We start from the raw sequence: 12,858 nt of genomic DNA, 5'->3' as shown, positions 1-12,858 counted from the left end.
CGTCAGGTTCCCGACGGGTCCACCGTCGCCTGGTGTTCCTCCGCCAGGTGTTCCTCGGCCTTCAGCCACGGCAGGAACTGCGCGGGTCTGCGCCAGCCGCAGGTCTCGCATCTGATCATGCGCTGCGGGCCCTTGCGCAGGACCTGGACGACGTGCTCGCGCCCGTGCTGGTCCCACCGGCTCACCTTGCTGGTGTTGGTCTGCAACATGTGCCTCGCCTCCGGCAAGGAGTGTGCAGCAAGAACAACATCAACAGCAGTATCTTCACGGGGCGTTCGCCGATACTTGAGCCGCGTCAGCTGATCGTGCGCGGCAGCCGCAGGCTCAGTACCCCCGTCAGGACCACCCCGGCCAGCTGCACGAGCAGGGTCGTCATCAAGGCGTCCCGCATGCCCATCCCCGGGACGAGCGCCAGGAAGAGGGTGCCCAGGGTGGCCACGCCGAGGGCCAGGGCGGACTGCTGGGTCGTGCCCATCACACCGCTGCCCACACCGGCCCGCGCGGGCGGCACCTCGGACAGCACGAGCCGCATGACGACGGGGAGTTGGAGGGCCTGCCCGACTCCGGCGATCGCGCCGCCGGGCAGGAGCGGGAGCAGACCGAGGTCCGGCCACGAGGAGCGGACGGCCAGCACGATCAGCACCAGTCCGATCCCCTGCAGCACCGTGCCCGCGGTCACCACCCGGGTGCCGTACCGGGCGATCAGCCGCGGCCCGGCGATCGACGTGAACAGGAAGGTCACCGCCAGCGGGGCCAGCGCGAGGCCCGCCTGGACGGCACCCAGCCGCGCACCCTCCTGCAGGGCCACCGCGATCACGAACATGAAGCCGGAGAAGCCCATCGAGAACGGCAGCATCAGCACCAGCCCGCGCCGCAGCGACACCAGCCGGAACAGGCTCGGCGGCACCAGCGGCGTACGGCCGGCGCGGTCCGCCCGGCGCTCCACGACGTAGAACGCTCCTGCAAGGAACGGGAACGCCCCCAGCGACAGCCAGGTCCACAGCGGCCAGCCCGCGGCCCTGCCCTCCGTCAGCGGGGCCAGCAGGGCGATCAGGGCTGCGGCCAGCAGGAGGGTGCCGGGACCGTCCACCGGCTCCGGGCGGGACGAGCGGGTCTCCGGGACCGTACGGGCCGCGAAGAGCAGTCCCACCAGCACGACCGGCACGTTGACCAGGAACACCGCGCGCCAGCCGGTGCCCGCAATGTCGGCGGCGACCAGGACCCCGCCGAGGATCTGGCCCGCCACCATGGCCAGCCCGGCCGTCGCGCCGTACAGGCCCATCGCCTTCGCGCGGCGGGCCCCGGCGGTGGTCGACTGGATCGTGGCCAGGACCTGCGGCAGCATCGCGGCCGACGCGGCGCCCTGCGCGACCCGTGCCGCGACCAGGGACCACGCGGTCGGCGCGAGCCCGCAGGCCAGCGAGGCCAGTCCGAAGGCCGCCATGCCGCCGATGAAGAGCCGGCGGCGGCCGAACAGGTCGCCGAGCCGGCCGCCGAGGACCAGGAGGACGGCGTACGCCACCCCGTAACCGGCGACGACGAGTTCGAGGACCGACTCGCTCGCCGAGAGATCCGCGCCGATGGTGGGCAGCGCGACGTTGACGATGAAGAAGTCGATGAGGGGGAGTGCCGCGGCGAGCAGCACCGTGAACAGTCCGAGGCCGCCCAGCTCGGGTGGAGCGGCGGCGCGGACGGGGTGTCGAGTCGTGGTTTCGGTGGTCACGTCCACGAGCCTGCGCCCGCTCCCAGACGGGTACCAGAGTGTCCTTATCCTGGTAGAAGAACCACCTGGCAACAGGGTCCCGATGGCGGCAGGCTGGAGGCATGACGACCATGGTCCAGGAGACAGCCGTACCGGTGACCGCGTCCGCGGCGGCGGTCCGGCGCCATGAACTCGCCGCCTTCCTGCGCCACCGCCGCGAGCACATCACCCCCGAGCAGGTCGGCCTGCCCCGCGGCCGTCGGCGCCGCACCCCGGGCCTGCGCCGGGAGGAGGTCGCCCACCTCTCCGCGGTCGGCGTCACCTGGTACACCTGGCTGGAGCAGGCCCGCGACATCCAGGTCTCCGTGCAGGTCCTGGACGCCCTGGCCCGCACCCTGCTCCTCGACCCCGTCGAGCGGGCCCACCTCTTCCAGCTCGCCGGCGCGGTCGACCCGACACCGGCCACCACCTGCCCGTCGATCACGCCCGGACTCCGGCTCGTCCTCGACCAGTTGGGGCCGATCCCGGCCTGTGTGTCCAACAGCCGCTACGACATCCTCGCCTACAACCGCACCTACGGCCTGCTGCTGTGCGACCTGGACACGGTGCCGCCCGAGGACCGCAACGCCATGCTGCTGTCCTACACCCACGAGGAGTGGCGCTCCTCGATCGTGCACCTGGAGGAGGTGCACCGGCTCATGGCCGCCCGCTTCCGCGCCGGCATGGCCGGGCATCTCGCCGAGCCCGCCTGGAAGACGCTCCTGAAGCGGCTGCGCTGCGAGTCCGCGGAGTTCCGCGAGGTCTGGGACCGCCACGAGGTCGGCGCCTCCCGGCCGCGCCGCAAGGAGTTCGTCAACCGCTACGTCGGCCGGATCGCCGTCGACCACACCGACCTGTGGCTCGGCCCCGAGACGGGCTCCCGCATGGTGACCTACGCCCCCGCCGACGAGGAGTCCCGCCGGCGCCTGGAGAAGCTGCACGCGATCGCCCTGGAGAGGGTCCCCGCCGGGCAGCCGTGAGCGGGATCTCAGTGCGTCCTCCCCTACGGCGCCGACCTCGTCGTATGCGATGAATGGATGCGAGATACCGCTGACGTATTGGCCCCGGCGCGCGTCGGCTCGCTGTACTGCCTTCCGTTGATCACGGCCGCACGACCGGTGCGGCCCCGCCAGAGGGAGGCAACCCGTGCCGGGGGAGTTCCGCCGCGTCCACATCCTCGTCCTGGGCGCCTTCGCGCTCGGCCTCGACGCCTACGTCATGGCCGGACTGCTGCCCGAGGTAGCGGCCGACCTGCACACCAGCGAGTCCGCGGCCGGGCAGATGGTGACCCTCTTCACCCTCTGCTACGCGCTCGCCGCCCCCGTGTTCGCGACCGCCCTGGCCGGACGGCCCGCCCGTACGATCCTGACCGCGGCCCTGCTGCTGTTCACCGCGGCCAACGCGCTCACCGCCCTCGCGGGCAGCCTGCCCGTGCTGCTCGTCGCCCGTGCCCTCGCGGGTGTCGGCGCGGGTGTCTACTCGCCCATGGCCGCCGCCACCGCCGCCTCCCTCGCCGGTGCGCAGCGGCGCGGCCGGGCCCTCGCCCTGGTCATGGGCGGGATGAGCGTCGGCACGGTCGTCGGCGTGCCGGTGGGCGTGCTGCTCGCCGACCAGGTCGGCTGGCGCGGCACGCTCTGGCTGATCACCGCGCTGGGTGCGGTGGCCGTCGTGGGCATCCTCCTCGGGCTGCCCCGTCTGGAGGCCGCCCCGCCGCCGCCCCTGCGCGAGCGGGTCCGCGTCCTGGCCCGGCGGCCCGTGGCCGCGATCGCCGGGGTGTCCCTCATCGCCGGGATCACCAGTCTGGGTCTCTACACCTACCTCGTGCCGTTCCTCACCGATGCCGACGGCGGCGGGACCGTCGGGACGCTCGGCGCGATGTGGGCCTGGGGCGTGGGAGGCGTCGCCGGAAGCCTGGTGATCGGGCGGATCGTCGACCGCACCGGGCGCCCGTACGTCCTCGTCTCCGTCGTGCTGCTCCTGCTGTGCCTGTCCCACCTGCTGCTGCCGGGCGCGGCCCGCGCCTCCTGGGCCCTGGTGGTTCCGCTGGTGGTGTGGGGCGCGGCCGGGTGGGCCCTCCAGGTGCCCCAGCAGCACCAGCTCATCGCCGCCCGCCCGGAGCAGGCGTCCGTCGCGGTCTCCCTCAACAGTTCGGCCGTCTACCTCGGCAGCGCGCTCGGCTCGGCCCTCGGCGGAGTCACCCTCGCCGCCGGAGTGGCCCCCGCGGACCTGCCGTACTGGACGGGCGCGCTCGTGGCCGTCGGCCTGCTGCTGCACCTGGTCCTGGTCCGTACGCCGGAACGGGCCACCGCCGGGGAAGCAGTACGGTCGTGACAATGGACGTAGGACTGCGACAACTGCGCTGCTTTCTCACCCTGGCGGAGGAACAGCACTTCACCTGGGCCGCGGAACGGCTCGGCATCCCCCAGCCCACGCTCAGCCGCACCATCCGCCGACTGGAGGACCACGTCGGCCACCAACTGCTCGACCGGACCACCCGCCACCCCCGGCTGACCCCGGACGGCGAACGCCTGCGCGCCGAGCTCCAGGTCCTGCTGCCCCGTCTCGAAGCGGCCCTGCGTCCCGTCCCGCAGGAGGAGCCCCTCAGCCTCGGCTACACCTGGGGCTTCCCCCGGCGCCACGGCCGTGACGCGATCGACCTCGTCGAACGCCGGCACCACATCCTGGTCCGGCCGGTCCGCCGCGACGAGCGCCTGGCCGGTGTCCACACCGGGGCGGTGGACGCGGCGCTGCTGTGGGGCGCGGTCGACGACCCCCGTCTCCACACGGTGGAGATCGCCCGCGAGGAGCGGGTCGCCGCGGTGTCGGCCCGCTCGACGCTCGCCACCCGCTCCGGCGTCGGCTGGCGCGACCTGGGCCGCCGCTGCCTGGTCCTGAACACGGTCAGCGGCACTCTGACGCCCGGCGACTGGCCCGCCGATGCCCGGCCCGAGACCGGTGCCGAGGCCGCCAACCTGGACGAGTACCTGCACGCCGTGGCGGCCCGCCGGGGAGTGGGCGTGCTCCCGGCCTCGGTGGCCGCCCAGCACCCGGACCCCGACGTCCTCTACCTCCCGCTCACCGGCGCCCCACCGGCCGTCCTCCACTACGCCTACCCGCGCACCAACCCGCACCCGCACGCGGAGAACCTGGCGGCGGCCCTCCGGGACGCGGCGCGGGCGGTGCCGCAAAGCGTGTGAGCGGTTGTCCCCGACAGCGTGGATGACCCTCCGAAGTGCGGGAACCCGGGTGGTCCGAAGTCGAGACCCCCCCACAGGCGAGGAAGTCGGGCGAGGCGAGCCATGGCCGAGCAGAAATCGTCACAGTCGCAGGAACTCCCGCAGCCGCTGCGGGCGGCCGCATCGGTGCTGGGGCACATTCCCGGTGCCGGGACGGTGGGCCGGATGGCCGGGGGAGCGCTGGACCGGGTCGGGGCGGTGTCACCGCGCGGCCGGCGGCTCGCGGTGTACGCCGGGGCCGGAGTGCTCGGCGTCGCGGGCATCGTGGAGTGGCCCGTCGCGGTCACCGGGGCGGCGGTGGCGTGGCTGACGCAGCCGCGGCCGGGGGAGCGGGAGGAGGTGGGTGAGTCGGGTGAGCCGGGTCAGGAGAGCCGGCCCACACCCCGCGTACTGGCGTCCTCCCACGGCACACCGTCCTCGCCGTCGCTCCGCACGCCCTCCGACAAGCTGCCTCCGCACGAGACGGCGTCGCCGCCGGGCCTGCGCGGCCCAGGGGGCTCCACAGCAGGCCGTACCCGATCCGGCACCTGAGGACGAGCAGTGAACCGAGCACTCACGACAGCCGCCGCGGGCCTGGTCCTGGCCGGCCCGCGCCTGCTCGCCCGGGGTGCGCCCGCCGCGGTCGGCGCGGCCGCGGGAGCGGTGGCCGGAACGGCACGGGCCGGCGTACGCACCGCGGACTTCGCGGCCCGGGCGACGAGGGCCGCCCGGGCAGCCCTGCCGGGAGCACCCCAGGACTGGCGAGCGGGTCAACGGGCCCATGTGGCACTGCGCGCGGAGGGGGACGCCGAGCACGGCGCCGATACGGACGTCAGTGCCGTCCGCCCGGCCGCGCCCCACTCCGCCTCCACCGGACACCGCGCCCGCCGGCTCGTCACCGCCCTCGCCGAGCATCCCGACATCGCTCTGGCCTACTGGGACCAGGGCCTCGGGCGGCTCGTCGTGACCGCGGCCGAGGGAGTGGCCACCGAGCGGGTGGTGGAGCGGGTCTCGGTGCTCGCCGAGCGGTACGGGCTGGTGGCGGCCGGCCAGGACGTCGAGGAGCTCGCCCACCCCGGTGACCCCGGCTCCGTGCGCACCGCCGCCCTGGCGCTCGGCGCCGACGCCGTGGGAGTCGCCGCCGCGTTCGCCGGGTCCGCGCTGCGGCTGCCGGCCTCACCGCGGCCGGTGACGGCGGTGGTGACGTTGCTGCGGGAGAACCCCCGCTTCCGGGGCTGGCTGCGGAGCCGGCTCGGCAGCGCGCGGATGGACGTGGCGCTGGCCGTCGTGAACGCCGCCGTGCACGGCGCCGGCCACAGCCCCACCTCCCTGCTGCTCGACGGAACCCTGCGCACCTGCCAGCTGGCGGAGGCACTCGTACGGACGGCCACCTTCGAGGCCGTCCACGACGACCTGTGCGTACCGGACCGGGAGAGCGTGGCCGGCGACCTGGCCCTGCGCCCGCCCCCGCGCCCCTCGCCCGCCCAGGAGTACGCGGGCCACGCCTCGGCCGGAAGCGTCGCGGGCGCGGTCGCCGCGCTGCTCGTCAAACACGACGTGACCGAGGCCGCGGAGGCGGTCCTCGCGGGCTCCCCCAAGGCCGCGCGCTACGGCCCCGCCGCCTTCCATGCCGGACTGAGCGCGGCCCTGTGCCGTTCCGGCGCCCTGGTGCGCGACCCGGACCGACTGCGGCAGCTGGAGACCGTCGGCACCGTCCTGCTGCACCCGAGCGCCCTGCGCACCCCGGGCGCGGGCGCCGACCCCTGGGCCGAGCCCGTCCTGGACGCGGCCCGGCGCGCCGGGCTCCGGGTCGTCGTCCTGGACGATCCCGCGCTGGCCGACTTCACCGGTCTCGCCGACCAGGTCGTGAGCGCCGAACGGCCGTTGGCGGAGATCGTCGACGAACTGCGCGAGGACGGGGACGGCGGCGTCCTCACGATCGCCCGCCCCCAGGACGCCGACGCCGTCGCCGGACTGCTGCGCGGCGACGTGGCCGTCTCCCTCACCGACGGCGGCTGCGCGGTCGCCTGGGGCGCCGACGTCCTCGCCCCGCACGGACTGCCCGACGTCTGGCGGCTGTTGACCGCCGTCCCGGCCTCCCGCGCGGTCGGCCGCCGCTCCCAGACCCTGGCCCGCTCGGGCGCCGCCCTGTCCGGACTCCTCGTCGCCGTCGGCGAGTCCGGCCGCGGCCGACGCCGTACGGCACTCCCCGGCCTCCGGCACGCGCCCGTCGACGCGGCCGCGGCCGCCGCCCTCTTCATCGGCGCCCGCGCCGCCCTCCGGGTGGCCGCCGTGAGCCCCCCGCACCCGCGTCCCCGGGTGGCCTGGCACGCCCTGGACCCCGACGGCGTGCGGGACCGTCTGGAGCGGCAGGCACCCCCGGAGCCGACGCTCGTCGAACAGACGGCCACGCGCGTCCGCGAGGCCGCCGACACCGTCGTACGCCTGCCCGTGCTGGCCCCCGCCAGGTGGTCGGCGCAGCTCGCCCGGGCCGTGCGCGGGGAGCTGGACGACCCGCTCACCCCCGTCCTCGCGGTCGGCTCGGCCGCGTCCGCGATCCTCGGGTCCGCCCTGGACGCCCTGCTGGTGGTCGGGGCCCTCGACCTGAACGCGCTCGTCGGCGGCCTGCAGCGGCTGCGCGCCGAGCGGGCCCTGTCCGGGCTGCTCGCGCAGCAGAAGCAGAAGGCACGGGTCGCCGAGGAGGACGCGGAACCGCATGTCGTCGACGCCGCCAAGCTGCGCCCCGGTGACGTCATCGAGCTCACCCTGGACGACGTCGTGCCCGCCGACGCCCGGCTGCTGTGGGAGGAGGGCCTGGAGGTCGACGAGTCCGCGCTGACCGGCGAGTCCCTCCCGGTGGGCAAGTCCACCGACCCGAGCCCGCGTGCCCCCGTCGCCGAACGGCACTGCATGGTCTTCGAGGGGACGACCGTGGTGGCCGGACAGGCCCGCGCGGTCGTCGTGGACACCGGCGACCGCACCGAGTCCGCCCGCGCCGTCGCCCTCGCCGCCCGCACCCCGCCCGCCGCCGGGGTCCAGGCCCGGCTCCAGGAACTGACCCGCAAGGCACTGCCGCTGACGATGGCGGGCGGCGCCGCGGTCACCGGCCTCGCCCTGGTGCGCGGCACCCCGCTGCGGCAGGCGGTCAGCGGCGGAGTCGCGGTCGCGGTGGCCGCCGTGCCCGAGGGACTGCCGCTGGTGGCCACGGTCGCGCAGCTGGCGGCTGCCCGCCGGCTCAGCGCGCACGGTGTCCTGGTCCGGGCCCCGCGCACCCTGGAGGCCCTGGGCCGGATGGACACCATCTGCTTCGACAAGACCGGCACCCTCACCGAGAACCGGCTGCGCCTGGTCCGGGTCACCGGCCCGGACGGCACGCCCCACACGCTCGACGAACCCGAGGCGGCCGGCCCCCTGCGCATCGCGGCCCGCGCCTGCCCGCAGCTCAACGGCGACTCCGAGCAGCGCCCGGCCCACGCCACCGACGAGGCCGTCCTGGACGCGGCCGCCCCCGACGAGGAGTGGACCCAGCTGGAGGGCCTCCCCTTCGAGGCCGCCAGGGGTTACGCGGCCGCCGTAGGTGAGCGGGACTCCGACGAGGCCCCGGTCCTCGTCGTCAAGGGCGCGCCGGAAACCGTCCTGCCCGCCTGCGCCGACCTCCCCGCCGACGCGTCCGACCGAGCCCAGTCCCTGGCCCGCGACGGCCTGCGCGTCCTGGCGGTGGCCCGCCGTCGCCTCGACGATGACGAGAAGGCCGTACTCGAAGAGCCCTTGCGGGACCTGGAGTTCGTGGGCCTGCTGGCCCTCGCCGACGTCCCCCGGGAGACCTCCCCGGCCCTCGTCCACGGACTGCGCGAGGCGGGCGTACGGCCGGTCGTGCTGACCGGCGACCACCCGCAGACCGCCCACGCCATCGCCACCGACCTCGGCTGGCCCGAGGACGCCACGGTCGTCACCGGCGACGAACTGGCCGCCGCCGACCGCTCGGCCCGCGCCCGGATGCTGCGCGACGCCGATGTCGTTGCCCGGGTCGCGCCCGAGCAGAAACTCCAGGTCGTCGAGGCCCTCAGGGACGCGGGCCGGGTCGTCGGCATGGTCGGCGACGGCGCCAACGACGCGGCCGCCATCCGCGCCGCCGACATCGGCGTCGGCATCAACGCCCGCGGCTCGGCAGCCGCCCGCAACGCAGCCGACCTCGTCCTCACCGGCGACGACCTCTCCGCCCTGATCGAGGCCGTCCACGAGGGCCGCGCCCTGTGGCACAGCGTGGCCGACGCCATCGCCATCCTGATCGGCGGCAACGCGGGCGAGGTGTCCTTCGGCATCCTCGGCACCCTCCTGTCGGGCGCCGCGCCCCTGTCCACCCGCCAGATGCTCCTGGTGAACCTCTTCACGGACCTGTTCCCGGCGATGGCGGTGGCGGTCACGCCGACGGAGAAACCCACGGAGGACGAGCCCTCGGTCGACACGGTCCTGGGCACCGCTCTGACCGACCAGATCCGCGACCGCGCCGTCACCACCTGCCTCGGCGCCACCGTGGCCTGGCTGATAGGCCGCTTCACCCCGGGCACGGCCCGCCGCTCGACGACGATGGCGTTGTGCGCGGTGGTGGGCACACAGCTGGCCCAGACCTGGGCGGACCGCAGGGAGAGCCCACTGGTCCGCGTGACGTCTTTGGGCTCCGCTGCGGTGCTGTTCGCTGTGGTGGAGATCCCGGGCGTGAGCCAGCTGTTCGGCTGCACGCCGTTGGGGCCGTTGGCGTGGGCGGGGGTGGCGGCGGCGATCGGGCTGGCGGTGGCGGGTCAGAGGTTTGTGCCCGCGCTGGAGCGAACGGTACTGAGCGGACTGAGGTTGAGCTGACCCACCCAGGGGCGCGGGGAACTGCGCGACAAGCCCCCACCGGCCGATAGCCGCCGAACTACGCGCTGACCCCCGCCGCCTCGCGCACCTCGACGGACTTCAACCGCTCAGCCGTACGCTCAGCAGAACGCCGGGCCCACGGCCCAGTCGTCACCGCGCCCAAAGTCAGCACCGCGACCCCGCACCCGGTCAGAATCCACCACCCCGGCACCGCGGCCGACACGAACCTCTCCTTGTACGACGAGGAACTCACCCCGGACGCCAGCACCGCCCCGATCACCGCGACCCCCAGCGTCTGCCCCAACTGACGGCTCGTGGAGGCGACGGCGGCCGCAACCCCCGCCTGGGCGCGCGGCATCCCCGACACCGCCGTGTTCGTGATCGGCGCGTTCACCAACCCGAACCCGATCCCGAACAGCACGTACCCGAGGAACAACGTCACATTCGAGGTCTCCGCCTCGAACGCGGCGAACAACACCCCGCTCGCGGTGATCATGACTCCCGCCGCGACCAACGGCAGCCGCGGCCCCCGACTCCCCACCAGCCGCCCGGCGAGCGGCGCGAACACGAACATCGGCACCGCCATCGGCAGCATCCACAGACCGGCGTGCAGCGCGTCAAGGCCCCGTACGTTCTGCAGATACAGCGTCGACAGGAACAGGAACCCGCCCAGACCCGCGAACGCACTGATCGCGATCACCGTGGCCCCGCTGAACGGCGCCGACCGGAAGAACCGCAGGTCGATGAGGGGTTCGTCGCGCCGGGGCTCATACCAGAGGAGCCCGGCCAGCGCGACGACAGCCACCACTGCGAAGGGCAGTACGTACGAGAACCCCGAGGCCGGCGCCTCGATGATCGCGTACGTCAGCGAGCCGAACAGGGCGATCACCAGGAGCTGTCCGACCGGGTCGGGGCGGCGGGCCCTGGGCGCCCGGGACTCGGGGACGTACCGCAGGGTGAGCAGCAGGGCCGCGATGCCGACGGGGAGGTTGACCCAGAAGATCGAGCGCCAGCCGACGGAGTCCACGAGCACTCCGCCCACCAGCGGCCCCGCCGCCATGGAGATGCCGACGACCGCGCCCCACACCCCGATCGCCCGGGCCCGCTCGCGCGGGTCCGTGAAGGTGTTGGTGATGATCGACATGGCGACCGGGTTGAGCATCGAACCGCCGACCGCCTGCACCATGCGGAAGGCGACCAGCGCCTCCAGGTTCGGCGCGGCGGAGCAGAGCGCGGAGCCGATCGTGAAGACGACCAGGCCGGCCATGAAGACGCGCTTGCGGCCGATCCGGTCCGCGGTGGAGCCGGCCAGCATCAGCAGCGAGGCGAGGACCAGGGTGTACGCGTCAATCGTCCACTGGAGACCGGCGGTACTCGCGTCCAGGTTCCGCTGCATGGCGGGCAGGGCGACGTTGAGAGCGGTGGTGTCGAGGCTCACGATCAGCAGGCTCATGCAGCAGATCGCAAGGACCAGCATCCGGCGGCGATGGGTGAGCTCGGGCATGCGTGTCAGCGTACGCCGATTTCGATAGTGCGTCTAACTAATGGTTATTGCATGATCATTGCCGGGGTGGTCGGAGGGATGCGTGACAGATGCGTGACAATGGGGGAATGCAGATCGGCCCTCACCTCGTCCAGCCCCCCGTCGTCCTGGCCCCCATGGCCGGCATCACCAACGCGCCCTTCCGCACGCTGTGCAGGGAGTTCAGTGGCGGCAAGGGCCTGTTCGTCAGCGAGATGATCACGACCCGGGCGCTGGTCGAGCGCAACGAGAAGACCATGCAGCTGATCCACTTCGACGCGACCGAGAAGCCGCGCTCGATCCAGTTGTACGGCGTCGACCCGGCCACCGTCGGCAAGGCCGTCCGCATGATCGCGGAGGAGGACCTCGCCGACCACATCGACCTGAACTTCGGGTGCCCGGTGCCGAAGGTGACGCGGAAGGGGGGCGGGTCCGCGCTGCCGTACAAGCGTCCTCTGCTCCGGGCGATCCTGCGGGAGGCTGTGAGTGGGGCGGGGGATCTGCCGGTCACGATGAAGATGCGCAAGGGTATCGACGACGACCACATCACGTACCTCGACGCGGGGCGGATCGCGGTCGAGGAGGGGGTCACCTCCATCGCGCTGCACGGCCGTACCGCCGCCCAGCACTACGGCGGCACCGCGGACTGGGACGCGATCGCGCGGCTCAAGGAGCATGTGCCGGAGATCCCCGTGCTCGGCAACGGGGACATCTGGTCGGCGGAGGACGCGCTGCGGATGGTGCGTGAGACCGGGTGCGACGGGGTGGTCGTGGGGCGGGGGTGTCTGGGGCGGCCTTGGCTGTTCTCGGATCTGGTGGCGGCGTTCGAGGGGCGTACGGACGACATCTCGCGGCCGTCGTTGCGTGAGGTGGCGGATGTCATGGTCCGGCACGCGACCCTGCTCGGGGAGTGGATCGGGGACGAGTCCCGTGGGGTCATCGACTTCCGTAAGCATGTGGCCTGGTATCTCAAGGGGTTCGCGGTCGGGAGCGAGATGCGCAAGCGGCTTGCGGTCACGTCGTCGTTGGCGGAACTGCGGTCGGGGCTGGACGAGTTGGACCTCGACCAGCCGTGGCCGACGGGGGCGGATGGGCCGCGGGGGCGTACGTCGGGGAACAACCGGGTGGTGCTGCCGGATGGGTGGCTGAAGGACCCGTACGACTGTGCGGTGGGGGTCGGGGAGGACGCGGAACTGGACACGTCGGGGGGATGAGGCTGCCGGTTGGGTGCGGGCCGGTGGGGGCGGGGGTTTTGCGCAGTTCCCCGCGCCCCTGAGGTGCCTGCGGGTTGCCTCCGGCGGTTGGGCGGGGTTCGGTTGTTGGTTGGGTGCGGGGTGGGTGGGGGCTGGTGTTTTTGCGCAGTTCCCCGTGCCCCTGGATGCCTGCGGCGGCCTGTTGCGGTTCGGTGGGGGCGTGTGTAGCGCGTGTGGTTCGGTGGGTGGGTCGGGGCCGGGGTGGGGGGTATCCGTCCTCGGTCCGGCGGCTCGGCTGCTTGAGCAGGGCTCGGTGATGGACGCCGGCCG

9 protein-coding genes are annotated in these 12,858 nt (G+C 73.9%); 6 read left to right on the top strand and 3 right to left on the bottom strand.

Annotated features, from left to right (window positions below):
- Positions 1-2 precede the first annotated feature (2 nt).
- Together AB0D34_RS33840 and AB0D34_RS33835 are read right to left on the bottom strand one after the other, a co-directional pair.
- Positions 3-209 (bottom strand): hypothetical protein, encoded by a 207-nt coding sequence (locus AB0D34_RS33840; protein ID WP_362668602.1) that lies wholly within the window; start codon positions 207-209, stop codon positions 3-5.
- An 86-nt stretch (positions 210-295) separates the two neighbouring features.
- Positions 296-1,723, bottom strand: a complete 1,428-nt coding sequence (locus AB0D34_RS33835; RefSeq protein WP_362668600.1) for an MFS transporter — start codon at positions 1,721-1,723, stop codon at positions 296-298.
- A 101-nt stretch (positions 1,724-1,824) separates the two neighbouring features.
- Between AB0D34_RS33835 and AB0D34_RS33830 the strand changes: the two genes are divergently transcribed.
- The 5 genes from AB0D34_RS33830 (at position 1,825) to AB0D34_RS33810 (ending at position 9,813) form a co-directional block, all read left to right on the top strand.
- A complete protein-coding gene (locus tag AB0D34_RS33830) occupies positions 1,825-2,721 on the top strand; it encodes a helix-turn-helix transcriptional regulator (protein WP_362668598.1) in 897 nt (298 codons plus the stop codon).
- A gap of 166 nt (positions 2,722-2,887) precedes the next feature.
- The gene (locus AB0D34_RS33825; protein ID WP_362668596.1) at positions 2,888-4,072 is read left to right on the top strand and encodes an MFS transporter; all 1,185 of its coding nucleotides are present in this window, start codon (positions 2,888-2,890) and stop codon (positions 4,070-4,072) included.
- 2 nt (positions 4,073-4,074) lie between these two features.
- A complete protein-coding gene (locus AB0D34_RS33820; protein ID WP_362668593.1) occupies positions 4,075-4,938 on the top strand; it encodes a LysR family transcriptional regulator in 864 nt (287 codons plus the stop codon).
- A 102-nt stretch (positions 4,939-5,040) separates the two neighbouring features.
- The gene (locus tag AB0D34_RS33815; protein ID WP_362668591.1) at positions 5,041-5,508 is read left to right on the top strand and encodes a hypothetical protein; all 468 of its coding nucleotides are present in this window, start codon (positions 5,041-5,043) and stop codon (positions 5,506-5,508) included.
- Positions 5,509-5,517: 9 nt separating this feature from the next.
- Positions 5,518-9,813: a cation-translocating P-type ATPase gene (locus tag AB0D34_RS33810; protein WP_362668589.1), complete on the top strand. Its 4,296-nt coding sequence runs from the start codon at positions 5,518-5,520 to the stop codon at positions 9,811-9,813.
- Positions 9,814-9,871: 58 nt separating this feature from the next.
- On the opposite strand, the gene AB0D34_RS33805 is transcribed toward AB0D34_RS33810, so the two are convergent.
- Complete coding sequence (locus AB0D34_RS33805; protein WP_362668587.1) at positions 9,872-11,317, bottom strand: MFS transporter; 1,446 nt, start codon at positions 11,315-11,317, stop codon at positions 9,872-9,874.
- Between the two features lie 107 nt (positions 11,318-11,424).
- Between AB0D34_RS33805 and dusB the strand changes: the two genes are divergently transcribed.
- Entirely contained in the window at positions 11,425-12,549 is a 1,125-nt protein-coding gene (gene dusB / locus AB0D34_RS33800; protein WP_362668585.1) for a tRNA dihydrouridine synthase DusB, read from the top strand.
- Positions 12,550-12,858: the final 309 nt, after the last annotated feature.

Source organism: Streptomyces sp. NPDC048420 (assembly GCF_040651535.1).
Taxonomy (GTDB): Bacteria; Actinomycetota; Actinomycetes; order Streptomycetales; family Streptomycetaceae; genus Streptomyces.
The sequence above is the reverse complement of the archived record's forward strand: the minus strand, read 5'-3'. Positions and strand labels throughout refer to the sequence as shown.

Coding starts and splice junctions, on each gene's coding strand:
- AB0D34_RS33840 (WP_362668602.1), bottom strand. CDS start 209: ATGTTGCAGACCAACACCAGCAAGGTGAGCCGGTGGGACCAGCACGGG.
- AB0D34_RS33830 (WP_362668598.1), top strand. CDS start 1,825: ATGACGACCATGGTCCAGGAGACAGCCGTACCGGTGACCGCGTCCGCG.
- AB0D34_RS33820 (WP_362668593.1), top strand. CDS start 4,075: ATGGACGTAGGACTGCGACAACTGCGCTGCTTTCTCACCCTGGCGGAG.
- AB0D34_RS33815 (WP_362668591.1), top strand. CDS start 5,041: ATGGCCGAGCAGAAATCGTCACAGTCGCAGGAACTCCCGCAGCCGCTG.
- AB0D34_RS33805 (WP_362668587.1), bottom strand. CDS start 11,317: ATGCCCGAGCTCACCCATCGCCGCCGGATGCTGGTCCTTGCGATCTGC.
- dusB (WP_362668585.1), top strand. CDS start 11,425: ATGCAGATCGGCCCTCACCTCGTCCAGCCCCCCGTCGTCCTGGCCCCC.